This is a genomic window from Cupriavidus sp. GW821-FHT02F09, assembly GCF_059421605.1.
In genome coordinates, this window is sequence record NZ_JBWKVH010000045.1 from 32,379 (window position 1) to 57,393 (window position 25,015).

Here is a 25,015-nt window from a genome sequence, read left to right on the forward strand (position 1 = left end):
AAAAATTAGGCCATATCGTAGACACATTGATTTCACTATCGCTGAACGATATTCGAGTGGTTTGTCGACGTATGGCATGGCTCTTGCGAGCGGGACACCACGCGTCGCCGACCCTTCCCTCTTGCCGCATTCCTTTCCGGAGAACCGCCATGTCCACCGTCTCACGCCGCGCCCTGCTCGCCGCCACCGCCATTGCCGCCTGCGCCATGCCGGCCCTGCCCGCGCTGGCCGCCGACACCATCAAGATCGGCTTGGTCACCGCGTTGTCCGGCCAGTCCGCCCGCGCTGGGGAGTCGCTCACGCGCGGCATGACCATCGCCATCGACGAGATCAACGCCAAGGGTGGCCTGCTGGGCGGGCGCAAGCTGGAGCTGGTGCGGCGCGACGATGAAGGCAATCCCGCCAAGGGCGTGCTGGCCGCGCGCGAGCTGATCTACAAGGAGAAGGTGGCGGTGCTGTTCGGCGGGCTGGACACGCCGGTGTCGATGGCCATCGTGCCGGTCGCCAACCAGGAGAAGGTGCCGTTCATGGGTCCGTGGGCAGCGGGCACGCCGATCACGCGCAATGGCGCCAACCCCAACTACGCCTTCCGCGTCTCGGCAGTCGATGAGGTCGTGGACAAGGCCATGCTGCAGTACGCGCAGAAGCGCTTCAATGCCAGCAAGCCCGGCCTGATCCTCGTCAACAACCCCTGGGGCGAATCGAACGAGAAGGGCATCGTGGCGGCGCTGTCCGCCAAGGGCATGAAGCCCGCGGGCATCGAGAAGTTCGAGGCCAACGACGTGGACGTGGTGCCGCAGCTCGGACGCCTGAAAGCGGCCGGCGCCGACGTGCTGTTCATGGTCGGCAACGTGGGGCCGTCGGCGCAGGTGGTCAAGTCGCTGGACCGCATGGGCTGGAAGGTGCCGGTGGTATCGCACTGGGGCCCCGCCGGCGGACGCTTCACCGAGCTGGCCGGACCTAATGCCAGGAACGTGCACTTCGTGCAGACGTATAGCTTCTTCGGCTCGCCCTCGCCGGTCAGCACGCGCGTGGTGGCGGAACTCAAGGCGAAGTACAGCGACATCAAGGGTCCGGACGACATCACGCCGGCCGTGGGCGTGGCCAATGCCTACGATGCCACGCAGCTTGCCGCGCTGGCCATTGCGCGCGCCGGCTCGACCAAGGGCGACGCGGTACGCGAGGGCTTCTACAAAATCGACCGCTATGAAGGCCTGATCAAGACGTATGTGAAACCGTTTTCGCTCGAGTCGCACGACGCGCTCAGCGAGAACGACTATGTGTGGGCGCAGTTCATCGACAACCGGATCGTGCCGGTGGCGAAGTAAGCGGTCATTTCAACAAGATGCTGGCGTCACAACAAGGACTCACCATGTTATGGATCTCCGCCCTGATCAGCGGCCTCGGCCTGGGCAGCATGTACGGCCTGATGGCGCTCGGCTTTCACATTACCTACGCGGTCTCGGCCACAGTCAACTTCGCGCAGGGCAGCTCGATGATGCTGGGCGCGGTGCTGACCTACACCTTCGCCCAGACGCTGGGCTGGCCGATGCCGCTGGCGGTGGTGCTGGCACTGGCGCTGTGCGCGCTGTACGGGCTGGCGGTGGAGTTCCTGGCGGTGCGCCCGTTTGCCAGCCGCGGCTCCAACGCTTGGCTGATGGCCACGGTGGCGCTGGGCATCGTGCTCGATAACGTGGTGATGCTGACCTTCGGCACCGAGCCGCGCAGCCTGCCCTCGCCGCTTGCCACCTCCGCGATGCGGCTCGGCGACACGGGCCTCGGGGTGTATCCGCTGCAGTTGCTGATCCCGGTGATCGGGCTTGCGCTGGCCGGCGTGCTGCACCTGGTGCTGCGCCGCTCGCGCTGGGGCGTGGCGATGCTGGCGGTGGTGCAGAACCGCGACGCCGCGCGGCTGATGGGCATTCCGATCCGGCGCCTGGTAGCGGCGGCGTTCGCGCTGTCCACGCTGCTGGCCGGCATCGCCGGCGTGCTGATCGCGCCGCTGTTCAACGTGCAGTCCGACATGGGCACGGTGTTTGGCCTCAAGGCCTTCGCCGTTGCCATCCTGGGCGGGCTCGGCAGCGCCTGGGGCGTGATGGTGGCGGGCCTGATCTTCGGCGTGGCGGAGGCGCTGGTGACGGCCTCGCTCGGCTCCGGCTACACCCAGATCATCACCTTCTCCCTGGTGATCCTGCTGCTGGCCATGCGGCCGGACGGCTTGTTCGGACGCGCGGAGGTGCGCAAGGTATGAACGATTCCACGCTGACATCCACGCGCGGTGGCGCGCCGCGCACCGCCTCACCGCACGCCGCGCCTGCGAGCGCGCGCTCGCCGCTGCTGGGCCTGGGCACGCCGCTGCAGGTAAGCGCGATGGCGCTGGCCCTCATCGTGGCCGGTGCCGCCGCGCTGCTGGTCAACGGTTACTTCGTCTTCGTCATCGCCGGGGTGGCCATGCTGGCGATCTGCGGCGTGGGCCTGAACCTGCTGCTAGGGCTGACGGGGCAGATCTCGTTCGGCCACGTGGCCTTCTATGCCATTGGCGCGTACACCGTGGCCATCCTCACCGGCCCGGCCGGCTGGAGCTTCTGGGCGGCGTGGCCGGTGGGCGCATTGATCGCCGCGGTCACTGGCGCCCTGCTGGCGCTGCCGGCGTTGCGCGTGAAAGGGCCCGGCCTGGCGATGGTGACCATCGCCTTCGGCTTTATCGTGGAGCACGGCGCGGTCGAGTGGCGCGCGCTCACCGGCGGGCAGAACGGCCTGATGGGTATCGCCCAGCCTTCGCTGCCGGGCGTGGATGGCGGCGAGCGCGCGCTCGCGCTGATTGCGCTGGCGGTGCTGGCGATTGCCCTCGCGGCCTATGCGCGGATTTCGCGCGGCGCCTGGGGCGCGGCCATGCGCGCGGTGCGCGACAGCGAGACGGCGGCGGCGTCCATCGGCATCGATCCTCTCGTGGTCAAGACCGTGGGCTTTGCCTTCTCGGCCGCGCTCGCCGGGCTGGCCGGCGGCCTGTTCGCGCCGCTGCAGGGCATGGTCACGCCGGGCATGTTCTCCTTCCTGCAATCGATCCTGTTCGTGCTGGTGGTCATGATCGGCGGCGCGGGCACGGTGGCCGGGCCGGTACTGGGCGCGGTGGTGGTGGGCGTCTTGCCGGAGCTGCTGTCGAGCCTGGAGAACCTGCGCCTGCTGTTTTTCGGCGGCCTGCTATTGCTGGTCCTGTGGGTTGCGCCGGGCGGCATCGCCGGTGTGATCGGCCAGCTATGGCAACGCGCCCGTGCGCGGCATCGTGCCTCGGGTGAAGGTGCCGATGCCAGCTTGCCCGCCTTCCCCTCCCTGGCCGCCCTGCCCGCCGCCAGGCAGCGCGGGCTTTCCGCGCAGGGCTTGTCCATGGTGTTCGGCGGCGTGCGCGCGGTCGACGATCTCTCCTTCGTCATGCCCGCCGGCGCGGTGACCAGCCTGATCGGCCCCAACGGCGCGGGCAAATCCACGGTGCTCAATCTGTTGTCCGGCTACTACCGCCCGCGCGCCGGCGGCCGCAGCCTGGGCCAGGCCGCGCTGCCCGCGCGCGGCGCCTGCCATAGCGCGCGCAACGGCATCGCCCGCACCTACCAGACCTCGCAGCTGTTCGCCGGCATGAGCGCGGCCGACAACGTGGCCATCGCCTTGCGGCGCGGGCGGCTTGGCGCGCTGCTGGGTATCGCGGGCTTCACCGCGCCGGCGGTGCGCCAGCAAGCGCTGGACCTGCTTGCCGCGTGCGGCTATGCCGGCGACCCGGACGCCTGTGCGGCAGGCCTGGCGCACGTGGACCAGCGCCTGGTGGAAATTGCGCGCGCGCTGGCCACCCGCCCCGCGGTGCTGCTGCTCGATGAGCCCGCCGCCGGGCTGTCGCGCGAGGACAAGGCGCGGCTGGGTGCGTTGCTGCGCAGGATTGCCGACAGCGGCATTGCGGTGGGGCTGGTCGAGCACGATATGTCGCTGGTGATGGACGTGTCGGACGGCATTGTCGTCATCGATGCCGGCCAGCATCTGGCGGCGGGCACGCCGGCGGCCATCCGCAGCGATCCGCACGTGCGCCGCGCCTACCTGGGCGAGGCCACGGTGTTGCCCGGGCAAGACAGCGCCCAGGCAGCCCGCCCGCGCAAGGTGCCGTCCGACGCGCTGCGCGAAGTGCTGGGTGTAAATGCACTCAGCGCGGGCTACGGCGCAGCGCCGGTGCTGCACGACGTGGCGCTGCAGGTCCGCGAAGGCGAATTGGTGGCGCTGCTGGGCGCCAACGGCGCGGGCAAATCCACCTTGATGCGTGCGCTGTCTGGCCTGCACCGCCCGGTGCAGGGCGGCATCACCTTCGACGGCGTGGACCTGGCGCGGCTGGACGCCGAGCGCATCGCGGCCATGGGCGTGGTGCTGGTGCCGGAAGGCCGGCAGGTGTTCCCCGAGCTATCCGTGCTCGACAACCTGCGGCTGGGCGCGTTTCCGTCCGGTCCGCTGTCCCATATGGAAATGGTCAAGCGGGTCGAAGCCATGCTGACCCGCTTCCCGCGGCTGCGCGAGCGCCAGCATCAGCGTGCCGGCCTGCTCTCCGGCGGTGAGCAGCAGATGCTGGCGATCGGGCGCGCGCTGATGTCGAACCCGCGCGTGTTGCTGCTCGACGAGCCATCGCTGGGCCTGGCGCCCAAGGTGATCGCGGAGCTGTTCGCCTCGCTGGACCAGCTGCGCGAGGCCTCGATCAGCATCTTGCTGGTGGACCAGATGGCCGCGCTGGCACTGGCGCTGGCCGATCGCGGCTATGTGATGGAGGAAGGCCGCGTAGTGGCCAGCGGGCCGGCGGACGAACTGGCGCGGGATCCCGCGCTGGCGCAGGCGTACCTGGGCGGGCACTGAACCCGGCGGCGAACCGCTCAGCCCGCCGGCTGCGCCTCGCCGTCGAACAGGTGCAGGAAGCGATCGAGGATCAGCAGGTGATCCTCGAACATCTGCCCTTCCAGCGCCAGCAGCTCCTGTTGCGGCACCCAGCGCACCGCGGCGGCGTCGTCTGCGGCGGCCACGGCAGGCAGCGCATCGAGCGGCAGGTCGAAGAAGAAAGCGTGGGTCAGCGTGCGCCCGCGCTGGCTGCGCTCGGGATGATCGAACAACGCCTGGTCGCGCAAGGATTGCTGCAACGCCGACTTGGGCAGCCCGAAGCGCGTCTCCTCGTCGAGCTCGCGCAGCACCGCGTCGGCCACGCGCTCATGCTGGTCGAGGAAACCCCCGGGCAGCGCCCAGGCGCCGCGGCCGGGCTGTCCGCCGCGGCGGATCAGCAGCACCTGGCCGCAGCAGCGCACCACCGCATCCACGGTCACGAAGACCGGCGGATACGGCGCGGCGGCCCAGCGGCGGCTGTGGTCCTGCAGGAAGCGGTACTCGGCCAGCAAGGCCGCAAATGCTTCGCGCCCGGCGAACTCACGCAGGAAGGCGGCCACCGGCTGCGGCAGCACGCTCTGCAACCCCTCCAGCCCGCCCTGCTGCTCGAACCATTGCCGGCGCACGTCGGCGGCGTTGAGCTGCCCGAAGCTGGGCTGCGGCACCAGCTCCCACCCGGGAAAGTCATTCAGGTAGCCCGACGAGGCATCCTTGAAATGCCCGAACAGGCCAACGCGCGGCGTGCCTTGCGCGCAAGCCTCGATCGCCGCGCCCGCCACGGCGCGCACCGCCGCTGTCCAGCGCGCGCTTTCGTAGTAGTCGCGCACCACCACAAAGCGCAGGTCGGCAACGCGCGCGGCGTCCCATGCCGCGACGGCGCCCTCGATCATCTGGCGACGCTCATCCGCGGAAAACGGATTCTTGACGGTGCGGGCGCCGCCGGCGGAACCCAGCACCACGATCACCGTGCTGGCCTGCGCCAGCGCCTGGCGCAACATGGCGAAGTGACCATTGTGGAAGGGTTCGAAACGGCCGATATAGACCAGGCAATCGAAGGGGACAGTGCTCGGCGGCTGGGTCGGTTCGGTCTGGTTCGTCGGGTAGATCATTTCAGCTCGCAACACATGCATAGCGGCAGCGCGCCTTCTTGCTGCCGGAACTCGCGCGACGCGCGTACTTCCGGCGGCAGGCGATCCGCCGAGATCAGCGAGAAGCCGTAGCGGGCAAAGTAGCTGGGGCAACTGGCGCTCAGCAACACGGCGCGCGTGCAGCCGTTGGCGCGGGCGCGCATGAGCACGGCGGAAACCATATGGGAGGCGATGCCGCGATCGCGATAAGGCGGCAACACAGCGACCGAGCGCACGACCACGGTGTCGCCATAGCCTTCGGCGCCAGCGCAACCGACAATGCCGCCGTCGAGCACCGCAATATGGAACAACGCCAGCGAGGGATCGAGATCGGCGCTGGCGAGGCCACATGCTTCAAGGACTTCCGCGATTGCCGGCCAATCGGCCGGTTGTGCGGCGCGGATACGCAGATCTCTTGTCATTGCAATTATCTCCCCGCCACGCACGATGGCGGAGGTTGTCATGGATGGACTGCGCTGACTTCACACTACATGATTCGAGCGACTTGTTCCAGCGGGGAAAACGGCATAAGCAGCGCCTTATCCACCGAATGAATGAGGCGGGGCCAAGGCAAAATAGCTTGACGGGAAAGGGAAAGAACAAAGGGAAATGGAAAGGAGCGCGAAGTATCGCGGCGCCCGGCTGCATGGCGCGATCGCCCTGGCCATGACCGCAATACTGGAGGCGGGGGAACGGAATTGAACCGCCGTGTACGGCTTTGCAGACCGTCGCATAACCACTCTGCCACCCCGCCGCTGCCGGGACGCCGCGCTTTGGCGCCCACTTACAGTGCGGGGCGCAGTTTAGCCGGAAATGAGAAACTCTGCACGGGGCGCACAACGGCGCCCGCACGCTTGCCGAAGGCCGGGGCGATCAGCGCGAAAGAATGGACATGGTGATCCGGGAGACGCACACCATCTTGCCTTCTTCGTTGCGGATCTCGATGGCCCATACATGGGTGGTGCGGCCGATATGCACCGGCGTGGCGGTGCCGGTGACATAGCCCGTGCGCGCCGCGCGCACATGGTTCGCATTGATGTCGAGCCCGACACAATATTGGGTCTCGCTATCCAGGCACAGGCTGGCGGCGCAACTGCCCAGCGTCTCCGCCAGCAGTACCGAAGCGCCGCCGTGCAGGATGCCATGCGGCTGCACGGTGCGGCGGTCCACCGGCATGCGTGCACTGAGCGAAGTCTCGCTGATCTCGGTGAACTCGATGCCCAGTTGCTCGACAGCGGTGTCCTTGTGGCGAGCCTGGAGGTCTTTCAGGGAGGGGGGTGATTTCCACAGCATGCACGGTCTCCGATTGGTTTGTGCTGCATTCTAAAGGCAGTAGTCCGCGGACGTTCGCGGGGCGGCGCGTGCCCGGCCGATTCGGGGCGGCCACGCTTGGGCCATCGATGTATCGGATCCCACTGTGCAACGGCGCCACAAACTCTTGCCAGGCAACGCATTCGGGTGATCGGATGTTGCGGTTAAGCGTTAAACTGGCATGCGCAGCATGGTTAACATGCACCTAAAATCACATTAATGCGCGAGCCAGCCTGGCACGGTTGCGCTGGCGGCACTCGATTACCAGACGCTCAATTCGGCCCGAGCTTCAACCAGAGTTCCATGACGTCGTTTACGTATGACGCAGTTCTAGCGGACGAGCCCCCTGAATGGCCATCCTCCGACCGGAACCCACTGTTATCCGCCGGGGGATCGGCGCGGGATGCCTGGGCATTGCTCGAGGCTTCGGGCGCGCTCGCCCTGCAGATCGATGTCGCGGGCAACATCATCCTGGCAACCGAAGCCTCGGCGCAGTTGCTTGCCTATCCCCGGGAATACCTTCTTAAATCCTCGATCCTGGATGTCGTCTCGTTCGAGCAGCGCGAGCAGCTCGCCGGGCTGCTGCGTGCCTGCGAGCAGGAAGCGCCGTGCAAGACCGGCCGCATCCGCTTCTCCGGCGGCGTCGGCGAAAGCCGCTGGCTGGACCTGCGCGTGTGCCGCCATGCCGACGAGGACGGCAACCCGAGCTTGCTGCTGTTTGGCTACGACGTGACCGACTGGGTCGACAACGAAGAACGGCTCATCGAGGCGTCCTTTCGCGACCCGCTCACCGGCGTAGGCAACCGCGCCATGGTGCGCGAACGCATTGCCGGGTACTTTGCCGAAGATGGCACGGCAAAGGCGCCATTTGCGCTTGCCCTGATGGACCTCGACGGGTTCAAAAAGGTCAACGACTCGCTCGGCCATGAATTTGGCGACGCCTTGCTCAAGCAAGTCAGCGTGCGGCTGCTCGGGGCGGTTCGCCCGACGGACATGGTCGCGCGGCTGGGCGGCGATGAGTTCGTGCTGCTGCTCGACGGGATCGCCTCGGAAGCGGCCGCCATCGGCATCGTGGAGAAGGTGATCCATGTCTGCAGGCAGCCTTTTCACCTGGCCGGTTGCCAGATCCGCGTCACCACCAGCCTGGGGCTCACCTTCGGCACGCTGGCCCATCAGTCCGAGTCGCAATTGCTCAAGCGTGCGGACCTGGCCATGTATGACGCCAAGGCGCAGGGCAAGAATCGATACTGTGTCTACACGCCGGAGCTGGAGCATCGGCTGGACGAGCAGTTCCGGATCGAACAGAACATGTTCGAGGCCGTCCAGAACGGCGAGTTCCTGCTTCACTACCAGCCGATCGTGTGGCCCGGCTCCGGCAAGGTCTGCGCGGTCGAGGCGCTGATGCGGTGGCAACACCCGACGGGGTCCATCCCGCCGGGCGTGTTTATCCCGGTTGCGGAGCATAACGGCCTCATCAACCATCTCGGGGCGTGGGCGCTGCGCTGCGCCTGTGCGCAGCTGGCCAGCTGGGACGCGCTCGGGCTGGACGTGGGATACATATCGGTCAATGTCTCTCCGGTCCAGTTCAGGCACCCCGGCTTCGCGGACAGCGTCAGGCGGGCCATCAAAGATGCCGGCGTCAGCTCGCACCGGCTGGTCCTGGAAATCACGGAAGGCGCGTTGATGACCGACCCCGAGGCAGCGCAAGACTTGTTGACGGAGTTGCGCGCATTGGGCGTGCGGTTCGCGGTCGACGACTTCGGCACGGGGTATTCCAGCTTGTCGTACCTGCGCCGCTTCCCGCTCTCGGCACTGAAGATCGACCAGAGCTTTGTGGCCGACATGATGGACTCCCCGCATGCGCGGACCATCGTGTTTGCCGTGTTGTCGCTCGCGCGGGAACTCGGGCTGGTGGCCATCGCCGAAGGCGTGGAGTCGGACGAGCAAAGCCAGTTGCTGGCCGAGCAAGGCTGTGAGCTGGTGCAGGGCTGGCGCTATGCAAAGGCAATGAGCCCGGCCCAGTTCGTGGACCTGGCGCAAGCCGGCACGCTGCAGCTTGGCAATGCCCAAGTGTTCTCGAAGTAGGCGCCGCCATGTCAAACAATGAAAGCAATACGCTCTTCGAGACACTATGGAGCCGCATGGCGCAGCAAGGGGATTTCCCCACGCTGCAGTTCTGCATCGACAACGTTTTCAAGACGCTCAACAGCGACACCAGCGTCGGCGAGATGGCTGCGGGCGTGCTCTGCGATTTCAGTTTGTCGCAAAAGGTCATACGCCTGGCCAACTCCGCCATGTATCGCTCGTTCGGGGGCGAAGTCACGACGGTGTCGCGCGCCATCCTGGTCCTGGGGGTTGAAGCGATCAGCCACCTCACGCTCGGGGTCCAGTTGCTGGACTATTTCTCCGGGGTAGCCATCAACCGGCCGCAGGCCACCACTGAACTGAAGCAGGCCCTGATCGCCGGCGAGTTCACGCGCGCGCTCAGCAACGCCCAAGGCATCAGGCAGGCGGAAGAAGCCGTGGTCTGCACGTTGATGCACCACATGAGCCGCCTGCTTCTGGTCTTCTACTTTGCCGAGGAGTGGGAACAGATCCAGGCCCTGTGCAAGGGCGATTCCGAGAAGGAAAGCGAAGCGTGCCAGCAAGTGCTGGGCGTCACCCTCGAAGACATCGCGGCAGCGGCGGCGATCAAATGGAAGTTGCCCAGCCTGATCGCGACGTCGATGCGCTGCCAGCGCTTCGACTCGGATTCGGTGCTGGAATCCCACGCCGACTGGCTGGGCGCGATTGCCAACATCTCCTCCCGGGCCGCCACGCTGGTGGCAAGGGACGCGCCGCAGGAAGAGGTCCAGGCCTTGCTGCTGGATCACGCCGATGCACTGGGCCTGCAAGCAGGTGCGGTGGATGGCGCAGTCCTGCAGGCCCTGGCACTGAACGTCTCCATGACCAATGCGGAGTCACCCGAAGCGGCCAAGGCCACCCCCGCCCTGAATGCCGGTAAGCCGAAGGATGCCCTCAAGCGCCTTCAGCAAAGCCTGCAGGAAGTACAGCGCGAGGGCGGCGAGCTGCCGGTCTCCGAGCTGGCGCCGCTGGTGCTCGAATCGGCCATGCGGGCGCTGAACTTCTCGCATTGCTTCCTCATGCTGCTCAACCCCATGGCGAAGCGTTTTGGCGCACGGGTTGGATTTGGCGAGGGCATGCGCGAGAAGATGGAAGCGCTATCCTTCGAAGAGGGCTTCGTCCCCGATATCTTTCACTTCGCCGCCATCGGCAACAAGCCGCTGCTGTTCGAAGACTCCTTTGACAAAGAGGTGGCGCACCGCGTGCCCCGCTGGTATCGGGAACAGATGCCCGATGCCCGCTCCATCCTGCTGGCGCCCGTGATGATCAAGAATCGCTGCGTCGCCATGATCTGCGGAGACTGGGGCCCGACGGCCTGCACGGGCGGGCTGTCCGATGGAGAGATGGAAGCCATCAGCCTGCTGACGCGGGAGATCTCGGCGAGCTTCCTCAGGTCTGCCGAGCACAGGTAGGCGCGGTGCTGGCCGCAGGCATTGTTACCCCCGGATTGAAAAATTAGGATGAGGATGATTTTTTCGGAGATTTCGCTGGAGCAGCTGGATAGCCTCTCGGCACAGGACGCCGACGCACTGCCCTTCGGCACCATCGGCTTTGCGTCGACGGGCATCGTCGAGCGTTACAACGCCACCGAATCGCGGCTCGCGGGATTGTCCCCGGAACGGGTGCTTGGCCGGCATTTCTTTGCCGAGGTGGCCATCTGCATGAACAATTTCATGGTGGCCCAGCGCTTCGAGGATGCCGATTCGCTCGACGAAACCATCGACTATGTCCTCACCCTGCGCATGCGCCCCACGCCGGTCAAGCTCCGCTTGCTCAAGAGTCCCGGCCGCGACCGGCTCTATGTGCTGATCCAGCGATAGGCGCGCCATGGCAATGGCACATCCCGGGGAGAGCCAGGGCGACCTGGCCGCTCTCGCGGCCGAGAACGAGGAATTGCTGACCTTCCTCTATATGTCTCCGGCAGGCATCCTGCGCATCGACGCAGCCGGCAACGTGGCGATGGCAAACCCCAAGGCAGCCCAGGTGTTGATGCCCATCTCGCGCACGGGCAGCCTGGACAATCTCTTTGCCGTATTCGAGGACCTGGCTCCTGAGCTAAGGAGCATGGCGGCCACGTTCGCGCATGAGCGCGGCTATATCTGCGAGAACCATCGCATCTTCCTGCCCACGCGCAAACAGCAGGAGCCCAATGTCCTGTCCTGCTCCATGCTGCGCGTCGCCCAGGACTGCACGATGGTGGTGCTCACGGACATCTCGAAGGTGGTCGCGCAGGAGCGCAACCTCAAGCAGACCGAATCCTGGCTCGCCGCGGTCTATTCGGCGGTGAATGATTTCGCGTACTTCTCCCTGGACGCCACCGGCCGGATCGACAGCTGGAACCAGTCCGGCCAGCGCCAGACCGGCTTCGAAACGCAGGACGTGGAAGGCGCCACGCTGCGCCTGTTCTGCCATCCGGACAGCGACTTCCCCGCGCGGCTCGACGAGCAGCTCCGGCTCACGCGCGAAAGCGGCTGGCATGTGGAAGAGCTATGGTGCGTCACCCGTGACGGCCGGCGTTACTGGGGCCAGTTGCTGGTGGCGGCACTGGAGGAGATCGACGGCAAGGTTTCCGGCTACTCGGTCGTGCTGCGCGATGTCACGGAACGCAAGCTCAGCATCGACAAGGTCAAGGAGCTGCTCACCAGGGACCATCTGACGGGGGCCGCCAACCGCGGGCATTTCTTCGACGTCGGCGAGGCAGAAGTGGTGCGTGCCCGGCGCCTGCGGCAACCCTTGTCGGTCGTCATGCTGGACGCCGACCATTTCAAGGCCATCAACGACAACCTCGGCCACGCGGCGGGCGACCATGTCCTCAAGGAACTGGTCGCCTGCTGCCAGGGCGTGCTGCGCGCCATCGATATCATTGCCCGGCTGGGCGGGGAGGAGTTTGCCCTGCTGCTGCCGTCGACCGATGCGGATGGCGCCAGGGCGACGGCACAGCGCATCCGGCAAGCGGTGGAGCAGCACGCGTTCCACTTCAATGGCGTGGACATCCGCTGTACGGTAAGTCTGGGTTGCGCCACGCTGCCTGGCGCCGGGGGCACGCTGGACGATGTGCTGGCAGCGGCCGACAAGGCCCTTTACCAGGCCAAGGCCGCGGGCAGGAACTGCGTGGCGAGCCAGGACTGATCTAGCCCGAGCCCTGCGCCGGGCCGGCGGCAGGTGCCCCGGCCGCCGCGGCTCTCGCCTTCGCGCGGTTCCACGCATTGCCAATCGCAAGCCCGGCGGAAGTCGGGACATACATGCTGGAGTCCTCGGCCGTGCTGCCGTCGTGCTGCAGCAAGCCTGAATCCATCATCTTGCGGATCTGCCAGCGGTGAACGACCTCGTCATTGCCTTGCGCGCCAGGTTCCATCAGCACGACGCTTGGCAAGAGCCTGCCCCAGGGATCGCGAGCGATGCGCAGGATCGCCCCGTTGGCCACTCTTCCCAATAGCTCGCTCTGCCTCATTCTTGCTCCACGCTACTTATGCTTCTGATGCTTCTTCCCGGGTGTGGCGGGCATCGAGGTTTCCCGCGCGGCCGACGACACCTTTAAGCCAACCGGCCAGCCCCGTGACGGGGGGTGAGCATACAAAAATCCACGCCGGCAAAGCTCACAAATACTCACAAATACGCACAAATACTCGCAAGCACGCGACAAGCCCAAAACCGCTCGCCGCCGGCCTCCCAGCGCTATCCCTCAGCCTGGCCCAGCCAGCGCTGCGCCAGCAGGTAGCCGACGCCACGCACCGTGCGGATCGCCGGGCCATGCGGCCAAGCCTGCGAGAGCTTTCCGCGCAGCCGGCTGATGGCGACCTCAAGCCGGTGCTCGTCGAAGTCAAGGTAGTTGCCACCCAGCGCTTCCACCAATTGGCGGCGGCCGGCGGGATCCGGCGCGCTGCGCCGCAAGGCCTGCAGCAGCTGGCCTTCCATGCGCGTGAGCAGGAGCGGGTTGCCATCCGGCGTGATGGCCATGAGACGGCGCGCATCGAGGCACCAGGCCGGCGCGGGCGCACCGGCCAGCGGCGGCGGAGGCAGATCAGGCGTCACGGGACCGAGGCGGCGCAGCAGGTTGGCGATCACCAGCAGCAGCTCTTCCGTGCGCGCCGGCTTGACGAGATAGCCATCGGCGCCGCCGCGCAGCCCGGCGAGCCGGTCGTGGGCCATGCCGCGCGCGGTCAGCATGACGATGCCCAAGTCGGGCCGGGTCCGGCGCAGGCGCTCGCAGATCGACAACCCGTCCTCATCCGGAAGACCCAGGTCCAGTATCAGCAGCCGGCACGGCTGGCTGGCCAGGTGCGCGTCCAGCGCGGCTGCATCGGCCAGGCTCGCGACGGCATAGCCGGCGTGGGTCAAGTGAAAGGCCAGCTCCGTGCGCAGGCGCTCGTTGTCCTCGACCAGCGCAATGGAAACCCGTTCGGACATCCTGCTTGCGGCGGCATCGGAAGCGGCGGCGACAGTCATGCGGCCTCCGGCAGCCACGCCACGAAGCAGGCCCCCTCGCGCCAGCCCTGATCGCAGCACAGGGTCCCGCCATGCAGCTCCATGATCTTGCGCGCCAGCGGCAGGCCCAACCCGAGGCCGGGCTGGTCGGCAATCTCACCGAGCCGGCGGAATTTCTCGAAGATCACGTCTTCCTTGCCCAAGGGCACACCGGGCCCCTGGTCGCGAATGCGCCAGGCCACGCCGCGCACGCCTTCGCGCATGCCAGCGGCGATGTCGATCAGGATGCGGCTGGCCGGGTAAGCGTACTTGAGCGCGTTGTCGAGCAGGTTGAGCAAGGCGAAGTGCAGCAGGCGGACATCCCCATCGAGCTGGGGCAACCCGGCGCCGGCCTCCAGGGATACCCGGGCCGCCGCTTGCGGCTCGATCGACGCGAGCACGTCCCGGCTGAGTTCGGCGAAGCCGAACGGCGCAGTGTCGAGGTGCTGTTCGCCGGGCACCAGCCGCTCGCGCGCCTCGGCCAGCTCCATCAGGAGCTTCAGCCGCCGCACGGCCAGCTGGATGCTTTGGTAGCGGCTCTCGCGCTGCACGCGGTCGCCGCCGATGTCATCGAGCAGGCGCAGGCTATAGGCCGCGGCATCGATCACCGCCACCGGCGTGCGGACCTCATGCGTCATCATCGCGAGCAAACGGCTTTGCTCCTCGAACGCACGCCGCTCGCGCAGGGAAGACGCCATGGCCTCGCGGGCCTGCTGCCGCTCGCTCTTGCGCTCGCTTTCCGCTTCGCGCACGCGCAGCACAATGGTCAGGTGCAGCGCCAGCATCAGCGGCAGGTCGAGCAGGTGTACGCTTTGCGTGGTGATGGCGCACAGCGGCAACAGGCCGAACGCGCCAAGGCAGCCAGGCAGGATGATGAGGCAATACAGCAAAAGCGAAGCCACGACCAGCCGTCCGGAAGCCCCTCCGGTGCGCCACAGGTGAAGATAGACGGGAATCGAGAACAATTGCCCCAGCAACACCCCGGTATAGAGCACGGAAACCGCGGTACCGTAGTGATCGCTCGATGACGACAAGGCGACCACCAGACCCGTCAGCATGAGCCCCCGGTGATAGCGCAGCAGGCGCGGCGCGCGCTCGCGCAACTGCAGCAAGCAGATCACGAACAAGCTGGCGCATGCCCATTGAAGCCCCACCAGGGCCTTGGCGGCCAATAGCGGCACGGTGGCATCGTGCGGAAAGAGAAACTGGCTGGCCAGGCCGTCAGCGGCAAACCAGCGCAGGGTAGCCACGGCCACGAGCAAGGAAAAAGCCCCGTAGAGCGCGCGGCGGGTCAGCAGCCAGCCTGCCAGGTAGAAGAGCACCGCCGTGGCCATGAAACCCAGGTGCATGCCATAGCCGATGTTGGCGGCCGCGCTTGCCACGCGCAGCTCGGACCCATGCCACAGCCGCAACGCCACCGCCATCGTGCCGGTGGTCCGGATGCGCAGGTAGAGCACATCCCCCGGCTGCGGCTGCACAAGCCGGAAGGCCAGGTTGCGGCTACGCCCATCGGGTCCGTCGCGGGCATCGAAGGGCAGCGCGTTGCCGCTGCGGCGCTCCGCCCAGGCGCCGTTCGCTGTTGCCTGGTACAGGCGCACATCGTCAAGCGCCCCCGGCCAGATCTCCAGCCAGCGCTCGCCACCCTGGGCCGCCGCGGACAGCACCACCTTGAGCCAGACCACGTCATGGGTAAAACCCTCGTTCAGGCCACCGCGCAATGGTTGGAATCCATCGGCATGCGCGGCAACCTGCGCGATCGTGAGTCGCCCGCCCGGATCGCGCAACCAGGACACGTCGGGGTTTTGCAGGGGCAGCGGGCCGGCATCGGAGGCCCAGGCCCGCGCCACCAGCAGCCAGGCCAGCATGCCGATGAGACCGGCCGCATGGAGGCGGCGGGTCAGCATGACGCCAGCGCCGTGGTGCCAGGGCGGGTTGGCTGCGCTCATGCGGCGAAACCAGGCAGCCGGATCACAGGACCGATCCTGCGGCACTGCGTGGCGCATGGCCGTGACCGTCCGCTGCCGGGATGCTGGAACAGCAAGAATTACGAGAATTGCGAGGCTGCAGGCGCGTGACGCCGCCGACTGGGCGCGCCAGCAATTCTGGGTGGCTGAGGAGCCGCCCGGCAAGCCAATCTTCAGTCATTCCCGAGGCAAGGTGTGCGGCGGGACTCCTAGAGCACCTGGTCCGCATTATCGTATTTGGTGTTTTATCTTTTTATCTTTTTGTCTTCTTCCCGCTGATCTGCTGATCTGCTGATCTGGATCTGCAGGAGGCCCGGTGCCGGGCACGTCTTCGGCGAGAACGCAACCGAGCGAGATTTTTGGCTATTGGCCGGGATTATTCAAGTCAGCCAAACGGACGAGGCGAACCCGCGGCGTTAGCCGATAGCGAAGTAGGCAACTCACCGATAGCGGGCGGCGAGCCAAAAGGCCATGCTGAAACCAGCATCGGCGCGGAACCGGCCACCTGGCCGCGCGCCCTCCACCGGCAACTGGCATGAATACGTGCTTACCCATGCCGGCCATGCCGCCCGGCCGGCCAGGCGTTCCTGGCCATGCCGTGCGGCGCGGCTCGCAGCTATCCCTTGCGTTACTCCACCGTGACCGACTTGGCCAGGTTACGCGGCTTGTCCACGTCGGTGCCGCGCGCGCAGGCGGTATGGTAAGCCAGCAATTGCAGCGGCACCACGTGCAGGATCGGCGACAGGTCGCCGTAGTGCTCGGGCAGGCGGATCACCTGGATGCCTTCGGTGGAATGGATGTGGGTGTCGCTGTCGGCGAACACATACAGCCGGCCGCCGCGGGCGCGCACTTCCTGGATGTTGGACTTCAGCTTTTCCAGCAGCGCGTCGTTGGGCGCCACCGTGACCACGGGCATGGCCTCGGTCACCAGCGCCAGCGGGCCGTGCTTGAGCTCGCCGGCCGGATAGGCTTCGGCGTGGATGTACGAGATTTCCTTGAGCTTGAGCGCGCCTTCCAGGGCGATCGGGTAATGCAGGCCACGGCCCAGGAACAGCGCGTTCTCGCGGCGGGCGAAGTCCTCGGACCAGGAGATGATCTGCGGCTCCAGCGCCAGCACGCCGTGCAGGGCCACGGGCAGGTGGCGCAGGTTGGTCAGCGCCGCGGCTTCCGCCTCGGCCGTGAGCCTGCCGCGTACCTTGGCCAGCGCCAGGGTCAGCATGTACAGCGCGGCGAGCTGGGTGGTGAAGGCCTTGGTCGACGCGACGCCGATCTCGGTGCCGGCACGCGTCAGGAAGCGCAGCACGGTCTCGCGCACCATGGCGCTGGTGGACACATTGCACACAGCCAGGGTATGCGTGTGGCCCAGCGACTTGGCGTGGCGCAGGGCAGCCATGGTATCGGCGGTCTCGCCAGACTGCGAGATCACCACCACCAGCGCGCGCGGGTTGGGCACGGTTTCGCGGTAGCGGTACTCGCTTGCCACCTCGACCTGGGTCGGGATCTTGGCCACGGATTCGAGCCAGTACTTGGCGGTGCAGCCCGAGTAATAGCTGGTGCCGCAAGCCAGGATCAGCACGCTGTCGATCTCGCTGAACACGCTCTGGGCGGTCTCGCCGAACAGTTCCGGAGTAATGGCGTCGATGCCTTCCAGCGTATCGCCGAGCGCGCGCGGCTGCTCGAAGATTTCCTTCTGCATGAAGTGGCGGTACGGGCCCAGCTCTACCGCCGCGGCGTGCGTCTCGACCACGCGCACTTCGCGCTCGACCAGGTGGTCGTGCACGTCGCGGATGGTAGCGCCTTCGCGGGTGAGTTCCACCACGTCGCCTTCTTCCAGGTAGATGATGCGGTTGGCGGTACCCGCCACGGCCAGCGCGTCGGAAGCCAGGAAGGATTCGTTGTCGCCCAGCGCCACCACCAGCGGCGAGCCGGCGCGGGCGCCGACCACGCGTTCCGGATGGTCCTTGGAGAACACGGCAATGGCGTAGGCGCCGTGCAGGCGCTTGGTCACGGCACGCACCGAGGCGAACAGGTCGCCGCGCGTGGCGCTGCTCGGGTAGGTGTAGACCTGGTGGATCAGGTGGGCCACCACTTCGGTGTCGGTCTGCGACTCGAAGCCATAGCCGGCGGCGCGCAGCTCTTCGCGCAGCGGCTCGTAGTTCTCGATGATGCCGTTGTGCACCAGCGCGATGGACTCGCCCGAGAAATGCGGGTGGGCGTTAGTGGTGTCGGGCTTGCCATGCGTGGCCCAGCGCGTATGCGCCACGCCGGTCATGCCGGTCAGGCCGGACGCGCGGGTCTGCTCGTCCAGGTCGGCCACGCGCGAGACCGTGCGGGCGCGCTCGAGCGCGTTGTCGCGCACTACCGCTACGCCGCAGGAATCATAGCCACGGTACTCGAGGCGACGCAGTCCTTCGATCAGGACCGGAACAATATTGCGCGAGGAAACCCCGCCGACGATGCCGCACATATTCTTCTCCCACAGGGCGCGGACACGGCCGCACCGGATGATTGGCGCGAGGACGGCGCTGCCGTCTCCCGCGAGTTGCCATTGCCGCCCGGCCGTATCCCGGCCAGGCGGCGGCGGGGCTTATTTCTTGGCTTGCTTGACCGGGCGCTGCCACGCGTCGAGCGTCATCTGCTTGGAGCGCGACAGCGTCAGCTTGTCGGCCGCCGCCTCCTTGGTCAGCGTGGTGCCGGCGCCAATGGTGGCGCCGCGGCGCACGGTCACCGGCGCGACCAGCTGCGTATCGGAACCGATAAAGACATCGTCCTCGATGACGGTGCGGTATTTGTTCGCGCCATCGTAGTTGCAGGTGATGGTGCCCGCGCCGATGTTGACGCGCGAGCCAACCGTGGCGTCGCCTACGTAGGCAAGGTGGTTAGCCTTGCTGTGCGCGGCGATCTGGCTGTTCTTGACCTCGACGAAGTTGCCGATGTGCACATCCTCGCCCAGCACCGTGCCGGGACGCAGGCGCGCGTACGGGCCGATGCGGCCGGCCGCGCCAACGCTGGCATCCTCGAAATGGCAGAACGGCTGCACCCGCGCGCCAGCGCCCACGGTGCTGTTGCGCAGCACGCAGTTGGCGCCGATATGGGCACCGTCTTCCAGGTGCACGCGGCCTTCGAACACGCAGTTCACGTCGATGGTGACGTCACGCCCGCAGGTAAGCTCGCCGCGGATATCGATGCGCGCCGGATCCAGCAGCGTCACGCCGGCTTCAAGCAGGCGCTGCGCCAGGTTGCGCTGATGGATGCGCTCGAGCTCGGCGAGCTGCACCTTGCTGTTCACGCCCAGCGTTTCCCACAGCGCATCGGGCTGCGCGGAAACCACTTCCATGCCGTCCGCCACCGCGCGCTCAACGGCGTCGGTCAGGTAATACTCACCCTGGGCGTTGTCATTGCGCAGCGTGGACAGCCAGCGACGCAGGGGGCCGGTGGGTGCAAGGATGATGCCGGTGTTGATCTCACGGATAGTGCGCTGCGGCTCGCTGGCATCCTTTTGCTCGACGATGCGCACGATCTTGCCCGCCTCGCGCACGATGCGGCCATAGCCGGTGGGGTCCTCCATCTCGACCGTCAGGATGCCGAAGCGCTCGCTGCCGGCCGCGGCCACCAGGCGCTGCAGCGTGGCGGCTTCGGTCAGCGGCACATCGCCGTACAGCACCAGCGTAGGCTGGCTGTCGTCGAGCAGCGGGAGCGCCTGCGCCACGGCATGGCCGGTGCCAAGCTGCTCTGCCTGCAGGGCGAAGGCAACGTCTGGCGCGCCAACCGCCTCGCGCACGCGGTCGGCGCCATGCCCAACCACCACCACGAGCCGGGTCGGCAACAATTTTCGTGCCGTTTCAATCACATGAGCAAGCAGCGGCCGGCCAGCGAGAGGATGCAGGACCTTGGGCAACGCGGAGTTCATCCGCTTGCCCATTCCTGCAGCGAGAATGACGATATTCACAAGGAGGGTCCTAAGTGAGTGTGTCCAGCAAACAGTATGATTCACCCCCTCGGCGAGCCCGGGGGCCAGCAGCGTTGGCCAGGGTCCTGGCCCGAACCCCGAAACCGGCGGCAAAGCCAGCAACGGTTGGGAATCGCGGGCACGATCAGCTGCCAAAACGCGCGGAAAAGGATTCTATCATGGGGGTTTTGCACCGTTTGACCGCTTATCCCTTCCTGCGCGGGGACCGTATCCAGCGTCTCCTTCTGGTCACAGCCGTGGTCGCCCTGACGGCCTGCAATGCCCTGAAGCTAGGCTACCAGCAGGGCGACCGGCTCGCCTACTGGTGGATCGACAATTACGTCGACGTCTCCGCCAGCCAGGAACCCCTCACCCGCGATGCCATCGCCCGCTTCTTTGCCTGGCATCGCAAGGACCAGTTGCCTGAGATCGCCGGCCTGCTGCGCCAGGCCAAGAGCGAGGTACAGCAGCCGGTCTCCGCCGCCGCGGTAGGCAAGATCCAGGAGGACGCCCAGCGCCTGGCACGCGTTGCCTTCGATCGCTCCACGCCCGACGTGGCCGACCTGCTGCTGACGCTGACCCCTGAGCAGATCTCCCGCATGGAGAAGAAATTCGCCGATGCCAACGCCAAATACCGCAAGGAATACCTGCGCCCCGACCCGGCGGCCCGCGAGGAAGCCCGGTTCGACAAGGTGATGGACTACGCGCGGCTGGTCTATGGGCGCTTCTCGAGTGACCAGGAGGCCACTATCCGCCGCGCCATGGCGCCCGTGGTACAAGGCGCCGAGGCGCGCTATGCGGAACGCGTCAAGCGCCAGCAGGAATGGCTAGCGCTGGTGCGCCAGGTGCAGGCCGAGCATCCGCCCAAGGCCCAGGTCGTGGAGATGCTAAGGCGCTATGGCGATCACTGGCAGAACCCGCCCACGCGGGAGCGCAATGCCCGTTACGACGCCAACAACGAGGCCGGGCTGGCGCTGACCGCCACCATTGCCAACCTGACCACACCGGAGCAAAAAGCCCACGCGGCGGATCGCTTCCAGAAATGGATCGATGACGCGAACGCGTTGATGCGCGATGGCACCGCCAATGCGGCGGCGCCCCGGCCAACGCGCGCTGAGAACTGACAGGGGCCAGGAGGCCGGGAGGCCGGCCCGTGGCCTATTCGGCGGCAGGCTGCGCCGGGCTGGCGGGCGCGGACTTCTCGAAGCGCACGAATTCCAGCTTGTTCTCTTCCATGCCGCCCGCAAAGACCAGCGGCTGCTGGGAGAAGGTGGTCTCGCCGAACAGCGATGCCTCGTCCACCTTGGCCAGTCCAGTTGCCAGCCCGTTGAAATCGAACAGATCGGTATCGGCCAGATGGGACGGCACCACGCTGCGCAGCGCGGCAAAGATATTGTCGGTGCGCCCCGGATTGGTCCGCTCCCACTCCAGCACCATCTCCTTGACCTTCTTGCGCTGCAGGTTTTCCTGCGAGCCGCACAGGTTGCACGGGATGATCGGGTATTCCATCGCGCGCGCGTAGCTGGCGATGTCCTTTTCAGGGCAATAGGCCAGCGGGCGGATCACGATGTGCTGGCCGTCGTCGGTGGCCAGCTTGGGCGGCATCGCCTTCATCTTGCCGCCGAAGAACAGGTTCAGGAAGAAGGTCTGGATGATGTCGTCGCGATGGTGGCCCAGCGCGATCTTGTTGGCGCCGAGCTCTTTAGCGGTACGGTAGATCACGCCGCGGCGCAGGCGCGAGCACAACGAGCAGGTGGTCTTGCCCTCAGGCACCTTCTCCTTGACGATGGAATAGGTATCCGCGTCGACGATCACGTACTCCACCCCCACCGATTTCAGGTAAGCCGGCAGGATGTGCGCGGGAAAGCCCGGCTGCTTCTGGTCCAGGTTCATCGCAATCAGCTTGAACTTGACCGGCGCGCGCTTTTGCAGCGCCATCAGCACCGACAGCATGGTGTACGAGTCCTTGCCGCCGGAGAGGCACACCAGCACCGTGTCGCCATCCTCGATCATCTTGAAATCGCCGATGGCGCGGCCCGTCTGCGACTGGAGATAGGTCTCCAGACGGAAGAAGTTCTTGGAATGCGTGGTGGCGGTCATGGCGATGGGGTGATGGGGCGAAGGGGCGATCGGGTACGGCAAAGCAAGGGCAAAACGGCGCGCAATGCGGCAGTTGCATCACATGCAAGCTGCGGGGGCCGGAGAACCCGGCATTTTACCGTGAGCCGCCACCCTGCGCCGGCAGCCCGCCAGGGCGGCTTACTTACTGGCCAGCCGGCTCGCTCTTGATGTGGAACACCTCGACGCCGACCGAATCGCAGTCCGGGTACACGTCCGGCTTTTCGGTCGATACGCGCACGGCGCGCACCTTGGGGTGCTTGAGCATGGCGCGCGCCACGTCGTCGCACAGGGTTTCCTGCAGGTGGACGTGGCCCTGCGCCATGCGCTCGGCGACCGTATTGCGCATGAAGTCGTAGTCCACCACTTCCTGCAGCTTGTCGTCCTGCGGCGTGCTCTGGGCCAGCGGCACGAACAGGTCGATATTGATCAGCACGCGCTGTTCGCCCTTTTTCTCGAATTCGTGCACGCCGATATTGATCTGCACTTCGTAGTTGCGCAAGAACATGCGGCGGCAGTCTTGCAGGCTGGGATGTGTGAGGGCGGCGAGCATGGTCATGATGGGGAGAGGAAAAAAGAGGGAGAGGGCGCGCGCGGACTTGGCGCGCGCGCCGGGTACGTTATTCGATCATTCGGTCAGGAACATCACGTCGCGCGCCAGCGGCATCAGGTGCTGGCCGCCGTCGACGTAAAGCGTGGTGCCGGTCACGGCGCGCGCTTCGGCCAGGTAGGCCACCGCCTGCGCGATGTCTTCCGGCGTGGACGACTGCCCCAGCGGCGTCATGCGGTGGGCGCGCCGGAAGCCCGGGCTGGACTGGTCGCCCGAGACCATGGTAATGCCGGGCGCCACGCCCACCACGCGCAGCTTGGGTCCCAGCGCCTGGGCCAGCTGCACGGTAGCCGTCTGCAGCGCCGCCTTGGACAGCGTGTACGACAGGAAGTCCGGATTCAGGTTATCCAGTTTCTGGTCGAGCAGGTTGATGACCACGCCGCGCTGCGTGTCCGACATGGCACGGTGCATTTCGCGCGCGAGCAGCAGCGGCGCGGCCACATTGGTGCGCATATGCGTATCGAGCGAGGCATAGGAAAAGCTGGTGGCCACGTCGTACTGGAACAGCGAGGCATTGTTGACCAGGCAGGTCGGCACGCCCAGCGCATCGGTGCACGCCTTGATCAGCGTGGCGGTGGACGCCTCGTCGGCCAGGTCAGCCTGCAGCACGGCGGCACGCTGGCCACCGGCGCGGATCTGCTCGGCCAGCGCCTCGGCCTCGGCCACGGAGCGGTGGCAATGCACCGCCACGTCCCAGCCGCGCTGGGCCAGTTCCAGCGCGATCACACGCCCGAGCCGGCGCGCGGCGCCGGTGACGAGCGCGATACCGCGCGCGGGGGTAGCGGAGGCTGCGGCGGCAACGGTAGCGCCGGCAGGCGATGCGGAGTCAGGGGATTCGGAGGCTGGCATTGCTACAATCGCGGTATGCACAAAGGCGCTAGTTTACCCCTTCCCCCCGCCGACGCGCTGTCGGCGTCCGCCGCGCTGAGCGCGCACATCGGCCAGGCTATCGACGACGCGGGCGGCTGGCTCGGTTTCGACCGCTATATGGCGCTTGCGCTATATGCGCCCGGGCTGGGCTACTACAGCGGCGGCGCGGCCAAGTTCGGCCGCGACGCGCGCGATGGCAGCGACTTCATCACCGCCCCCGAACTCAGCCCGTATTTCGCCCGTACGCTCGCGCGCCAGTTCGCGCCGCTGCTGGCGCAGGGCCTGTCGCAGGTCCTCGAATTCGGCGCCGGCACCGGTCGGCTCGCCGCCGACCTGCTGCTGGCCCTGGAGCAGGAAGGCCAGTTGCCCGAGCGCTACGCCATCGTCGAGCTCTCCGGCGAGCTGCGCGCGCGCCAGCAGGCCACGCTGGCCACGCGCGCGCCGCATCTGGCCCCACGCGTCGCCTGGCTGGATACGCTGCCCGAGCATTTCGAAGGGATCGTGGTCGGCAACGAAGTGCTGGACGCCATGCCAGTGCGGCTGTTCGCCCGCAGCCACGGCCGCTGGCTGGAGCGCGGCGTAGCCCGCCGGGACAGCGATGCTGACGCATCTGACACATCCGATGCAGCCTTCGGCTTCTCGGACCGTCCTGTGGCGGCCGACGCCCTGCCCGCATCCCTGCATGCCGTGGCCGGAGACCATGACATCGTCACCGAAACCCACGCCGAGGCCGAAGGCTTCATGCGCGCAGTGGGCACGATGCTCACGCGGGGTGCGGTGTTCCTGATCGATTACGGTTTCCCCGCTGCCGAGTACTACCATCCGCAGCGTGTCGGCGGCACGCTGATGTGCCACTACCGCCATCACGCCCACCCGGACCCCTTCCTCTACCCTGGCCTGCAGGACATCACCGCCCACGTCAACTTCAGCGGCATCGCCCACGCCGCGGCCGATGCCGGGCTGACGGTGGCCGGCTTCGCCTCGCAGGCGCGCTTCCTGATGAACGCCGGCATCACCGAGCTGCTGATGGCGCTGGACCCCAACGACACGCGCAACTTCCTGCCCGCCGCCAACGCGGTGCAAAAGCTGCTGTCCGAGGCCGAGATGGGCGAACTGTTCAAGGTGATCGCGCTGACCCGCGACTTTGATGCGGCGCTGCCGCTGGCAGGCTTCGCACGCGGCGATCGCAGCCACGCGCTATAGTCCGCGCATCTCACCTCATCCTTTAGGCACGCCCACATGCTGCGCTGGACCCTCACCATCTTCCTGGCCGTCATCGTGCTGTCCGCGGCACTGCCCTGGCTGCAGAAGCTGGGGTTGGGGCGGCTGCCGGGGGATTTGCGGTTTCGGTTGTTTGGGCGGGAGTTTGTGTTGCCGTTTGCTTCGACGGTTTTGTTGTCGATGGTGGCGTTGGTGATTGGGAAGTTGTTTTAGGGTGTGGGGCGGATACTGCGGACACTGCTGGCCTGCAACTGCAGCTACAACTGCAACGGCTTAACGTCAACTTCAACTGCAGTTTCACCACCCCTGCGGGGCGGCGACCTACTTTTTTGTCTTGCCAAAAAAGTAGGCAAAAAAGGCG

21 protein-coding genes and 1 tRNA gene are annotated in these 25,015 nt (G+C 66.6%); 10 read left to right on the forward strand and 12 right to left on the reverse strand.

All coding sequences use genetic code 11. The annotated features are described in order from the left end of the window. Nucleotides 1-149: 149 nt before the first annotated feature. The 3 genes from AC07XB_RS32395 to AC07XB_RS32405 are packed head-to-tail and all read left to right on the forward strand — an operon-like array spanning nucleotide 150 to nucleotide 4,878. Nucleotides 150-1,328, forward strand: a complete 1,179-nt coding sequence (locus AC07XB_RS32395; RefSeq protein ID WP_492374766.1) for an ABC transporter substrate-binding protein — start codon at nucleotides 150-152, stop codon at nucleotides 1,326-1,328. A 44-nt stretch (nucleotides 1,329-1,372) separates the two neighbouring features. Beyond that, entirely contained in the window at nucleotides 1,373-2,251 is an 879-nt protein-coding gene (locus AC07XB_RS32400; protein WP_492374765.1) for a branched-chain amino acid ABC transporter permease, read from the forward strand. Beyond that, on the forward strand, nucleotides 2,248-4,878 hold the full coding sequence (locus tag AC07XB_RS32405) for a branched-chain amino acid ABC transporter ATP-binding protein/permease (protein WP_492810392.1): 2,631 nt from the start codon (nucleotides 2,248-2,250) through the stop codon (nucleotides 4,876-4,878). The genes AC07XB_RS32400 and AC07XB_RS32405 overlap by 4 nt, the downstream gene beginning before the upstream one ends. Before the next feature lie 17 nt (nucleotides 4,879-4,895). Here the strand turns inward: AC07XB_RS32405 and AC07XB_RS32410 are convergent, their stop codons facing one another. The 4 genes from AC07XB_RS32410 to AC07XB_RS32425 form a co-directional block, all read right to left on the reverse strand. Beyond that, nucleotides 4,896-6,005, reverse strand: coding sequence for a bifunctional nicotinamide-nucleotide adenylyltransferase/Nudix hydroxylase (locus tag AC07XB_RS32410; protein ID WP_492374763.1), 1,110 nt, complete (start codon nucleotides 6,003-6,005; stop codon nucleotides 4,896-4,898). Continuing rightward, nucleotides 6,002-6,445, reverse strand: a complete 444-nt coding sequence (locus AC07XB_RS32415; protein WP_492374762.1) for a GNAT family N-acetyltransferase — start codon at nucleotides 6,443-6,445, stop codon at nucleotides 6,002-6,004. Before AC07XB_RS32415 ends, AC07XB_RS32410 begins: the two co-directional genes overlap by 4 nt. 257 nt (nucleotides 6,446-6,702) lie before the next feature. Further along, nucleotides 6,703-6,777 (reverse strand) — tRNA-Cys (locus tag AC07XB_RS32420). Between the two features lie 119 nt (nucleotides 6,778-6,896). After that, complete coding sequence (locus AC07XB_RS32425) at nucleotides 6,897-7,316, reverse strand: hotdog fold thioesterase (RefSeq protein WP_492374761.1); 420 nt, start codon at nucleotides 7,314-7,316, stop codon at nucleotides 6,897-6,899. Nucleotides 7,317-7,637: 321 nt separating this feature from the next. Between AC07XB_RS32425 and AC07XB_RS32430 the strand changes: the two genes are divergently transcribed. Genes AC07XB_RS32430 through AC07XB_RS32445 form a run of 4 tightly spaced genes read left to right on the forward strand, consistent with a single transcriptional unit; the run spans nucleotide 7,638 to nucleotide 12,587 of the window. Further along, on the forward strand, nucleotides 7,638-9,419 hold the full coding sequence (locus AC07XB_RS32430) for a putative bifunctional diguanylate cyclase/phosphodiesterase (protein WP_492374760.1): 1,782 nt from the start codon (nucleotides 7,638-7,640) through the stop codon (nucleotides 9,417-9,419). Between the two features lie 8 nt (nucleotides 9,420-9,427). Then, nucleotides 9,428-10,870, forward strand: coding sequence for an HDOD domain-containing protein (locus tag AC07XB_RS32435; RefSeq protein ID WP_492828806.1), 1,443 nt, complete (start codon nucleotides 9,428-9,430; stop codon nucleotides 10,868-10,870). Nucleotides 10,871-10,918: 48 nt separating this feature from the next. Next, nucleotides 10,919-11,278, forward strand: coding sequence for a phosphonate transporter (locus AC07XB_RS32440; protein ID WP_492374758.1), 360 nt, complete (start codon nucleotides 10,919-10,921; stop codon nucleotides 11,276-11,278). A gap of 7 nt (nucleotides 11,279-11,285) precedes the next feature. Continuing rightward, on the forward strand, nucleotides 11,286-12,587 hold the full coding sequence (locus AC07XB_RS32445; RefSeq protein WP_492374757.1) for a sensor domain-containing diguanylate cyclase: 1,302 nt from the start codon (nucleotides 11,286-11,288) through the stop codon (nucleotides 12,585-12,587). 1 nt (nucleotide 12,588) lies between these two features. Here AC07XB_RS32445 and AC07XB_RS32450 read toward each other — a convergent pair whose 3' ends face one another. The 5 genes from AC07XB_RS32450 to glmU form a co-directional block, all read right to left on the reverse strand. Continuing rightward, nucleotides 12,589-12,909 carry a hypothetical protein gene (locus tag AC07XB_RS32450; protein ID WP_492828809.1) on the reverse strand — a complete coding sequence of 107 codons (321 nt, stop codon included), beginning with the start codon at nucleotides 12,907-12,909 and terminating at the stop codon, nucleotides 12,589-12,591. 224 nt (nucleotides 12,910-13,133) lie between these two features. Further along, nucleotides 13,134-13,904, reverse strand: coding sequence for a response regulator transcription factor (locus AC07XB_RS32455; RefSeq protein ID WP_492374755.1), 771 nt, complete (start codon nucleotides 13,902-13,904; stop codon nucleotides 13,134-13,136). Beyond that, nucleotides 13,901-15,868, reverse strand: coding sequence for a sensor histidine kinase (locus tag AC07XB_RS32460; RefSeq protein ID WP_492828811.1), 1,968 nt, complete (start codon nucleotides 15,866-15,868; stop codon nucleotides 13,901-13,903). The genes AC07XB_RS32455 and AC07XB_RS32460 overlap by 4 nt, the downstream gene beginning before the upstream one ends. Nucleotides 15,869-16,514: 646 nt before the next feature. Next, complete coding sequence (gene glmS, locus AC07XB_RS32465) at nucleotides 16,515-18,353, reverse strand: glutamine--fructose-6-phosphate transaminase (isomerizing) (protein ID WP_492374753.1); 1,839 nt, start codon at nucleotides 18,351-18,353, stop codon at nucleotides 16,515-16,517. A 120-nt stretch (nucleotides 18,354-18,473) separates the two neighbouring features. Continuing rightward, nucleotides 18,474-19,835 (reverse strand): bifunctional UDP-N-acetylglucosamine diphosphorylase/glucosamine-1-phosphate N-acetyltransferase GlmU, encoded by a 1,362-nt coding sequence (gene glmU / locus AC07XB_RS32470; protein WP_492828813.1) that lies wholly within the window; start codon nucleotides 19,833-19,835, stop codon nucleotides 18,474-18,476. Nucleotides 19,836-20,014: 179 nt separating this feature from the next. On the opposite strand from glmU, the gene AC07XB_RS32475 reads away from it, so the two are divergent. Further along, the gene (locus AC07XB_RS32475) at nucleotides 20,015-20,959 is read left to right on the forward strand and encodes a DUF6279 family lipoprotein (RefSeq protein ID WP_492828815.1); all 945 of its coding nucleotides are present in this window, start codon (nucleotides 20,015-20,017) and stop codon (nucleotides 20,957-20,959) included. Between the two features lie 34 nt (nucleotides 20,960-20,993). Here the strand turns inward: AC07XB_RS32475 and ttcA are convergent, their stop codons facing one another. The 3 genes from ttcA to AC07XB_RS32490 form a co-directional block, all read right to left on the reverse strand. Continuing rightward, nucleotides 20,994-21,935: a tRNA 2-thiocytidine(32) synthetase TtcA gene (gene ttcA / locus AC07XB_RS32480; protein WP_150992013.1), complete on the reverse strand. Its 942-nt coding sequence runs from the start codon at nucleotides 21,933-21,935 to the stop codon at nucleotides 20,994-20,996. Between the two features lie 163 nt (nucleotides 21,936-22,098). After that, on the reverse strand, nucleotides 22,099-22,512 hold the full coding sequence (locus AC07XB_RS32485; protein ID WP_459372687.1) for a dihydroneopterin aldolase: 414 nt from the start codon (nucleotides 22,510-22,512) through the stop codon (nucleotides 22,099-22,101). Nucleotides 22,513-22,581: 69 nt separating this feature from the next. Further along, nucleotides 22,582-23,412 carry an SDR family oxidoreductase gene (locus AC07XB_RS32490; RefSeq protein ID WP_492828817.1) on the reverse strand — a complete coding sequence of 277 codons (831 nt, stop codon included), beginning with the start codon at nucleotides 23,410-23,412 and terminating at the stop codon, nucleotides 22,582-22,584. Between the two features lie 15 nt (nucleotides 23,413-23,427). Between AC07XB_RS32490 and AC07XB_RS32495 the strand changes: the two genes are divergently transcribed. Next, nucleotides 23,428-24,636 (forward strand): class I SAM-dependent methyltransferase, encoded by a 1,209-nt coding sequence (locus AC07XB_RS32495; protein WP_492810374.1) that lies wholly within the window; start codon nucleotides 23,428-23,430, stop codon nucleotides 24,634-24,636. A gap of 36 nt (nucleotides 24,637-24,672) precedes the next feature. Further along, the gene (locus tag AC07XB_RS32500; RefSeq protein WP_150992005.1) at nucleotides 24,673-24,867 is read left to right on the forward strand and encodes a DUF2905 domain-containing protein; all 195 of its coding nucleotides are present in this window, start codon (nucleotides 24,673-24,675) and stop codon (nucleotides 24,865-24,867) included. Nucleotides 24,868-25,015: the final 148 nt, after the last annotated feature.

What these genes read in the sequence shown, in the direction of transcription:
- AC07XB_RS32425 (WP_492374761.1), bottom strand. Translation starts at nt 7,316, where the DNA reads ATGCTGTGGAAATCACCCCCCTCCCTGAAAGACCTCCAGGCTCGCCAC.
- AC07XB_RS32445 (WP_492374757.1), top strand. Translation starts at nt 11,286, where the DNA reads ATGGCAATGGCACATCCCGGGGAGAGCCAGGGCGACCTGGCCGCTCTC.
- AC07XB_RS32435 (WP_492828806.1), top strand. Translation starts at nt 9,428, where the DNA reads ATGTCAAACAATGAAAGCAATACGCTCTTCGAGACACTATGGAGCCGC.
- AC07XB_RS32500 (WP_150992005.1), top strand. Translation starts at nt 24,673, where the DNA reads ATGCTGCGCTGGACCCTCACCATCTTCCTGGCCGTCATCGTGCTGTCC.
- AC07XB_RS32460 (WP_492828811.1), bottom strand. Translation starts at nt 15,868, where the DNA reads ATGAGCGCAGCCAACCCGCCCTGGCACCACGGCGCTGGCGTCATGCTG.
- AC07XB_RS32490 (WP_492828817.1), bottom strand. Translation starts at nt 23,412, where the DNA reads ATGCCAGCCTCCGAATCCCCTGACTCCGCATCGCCTGCCGGCGCTACC.
- AC07XB_RS32485 (WP_459372687.1), bottom strand. Translation starts at nt 22,512, where the DNA reads ATGACCATGCTCGCCGCCCTCACACATCCCAGCCTGCAAGACTGCCGC.
- AC07XB_RS32440 (WP_492374758.1), top strand. Translation starts at nt 10,919, where the DNA reads ATGAGGATGATTTTTTCGGAGATTTCGCTGGAGCAGCTGGATAGCCTC.
- AC07XB_RS32395 (WP_492374766.1), top strand. Translation starts at nt 150, where the DNA reads ATGTCCACCGTCTCACGCCGCGCCCTGCTCGCCGCCACCGCCATTGCC.
- AC07XB_RS32415 (WP_492374762.1), bottom strand. Translation starts at nt 6,445, where the DNA reads ATGACAAGAGATCTGCGTATCCGCGCCGCACAACCGGCCGATTGGCCG.
- AC07XB_RS32430 (WP_492374760.1), top strand. Translation starts at nt 7,638, where the DNA reads ATGACGTCGTTTACGTATGACGCAGTTCTAGCGGACGAGCCCCCTGAA.
- AC07XB_RS32455 (WP_492374755.1), bottom strand. Translation starts at nt 13,904, where the DNA reads ATGACTGTCGCCGCCGCTTCCGATGCCGCCGCAAGCAGGATGTCCGAA.
- AC07XB_RS32495 (WP_492810374.1), top strand. Translation starts at nt 23,428, where the DNA reads ATGCACAAAGGCGCTAGTTTACCCCTTCCCCCCGCCGACGCGCTGTCG.
- AC07XB_RS32405 (WP_492810392.1), top strand. Translation starts at nt 2,248, where the DNA reads ATGAACGATTCCACGCTGACATCCACGCGCGGTGGCGCGCCGCGCACC.
- AC07XB_RS32400 (WP_492374765.1), top strand. Translation starts at nt 1,373, where the DNA reads ATGTTATGGATCTCCGCCCTGATCAGCGGCCTCGGCCTGGGCAGCATG.
- AC07XB_RS32450 (WP_492828809.1), bottom strand. Translation starts at nt 12,909, where the DNA reads ATGAGGCAGAGCGAGCTATTGGGAAGAGTGGCCAACGGGGCGATCCTG.
- glmS (WP_492374753.1), bottom strand. Translation starts at nt 18,353, where the DNA reads ATGTGCGGCATCGTCGGCGGGGTTTCCTCGCGCAATATTGTTCCGGTC.
- AC07XB_RS32410 (WP_492374763.1), bottom strand. Translation starts at nt 6,005, where the DNA reads ATGATCTACCCGACGAACCAGACCGAACCGACCCAGCCGCCGAGCACT.
- ttcA (WP_150992013.1), bottom strand. Translation starts at nt 21,935, where the DNA reads ATGACCGCCACCACGCATTCCAAGAACTTCTTCCGTCTGGAGACCTAT.
- AC07XB_RS32475 (WP_492828815.1), top strand. Translation starts at nt 20,015, where the DNA reads ATGGGGGTTTTGCACCGTTTGACCGCTTATCCCTTCCTGCGCGGGGAC.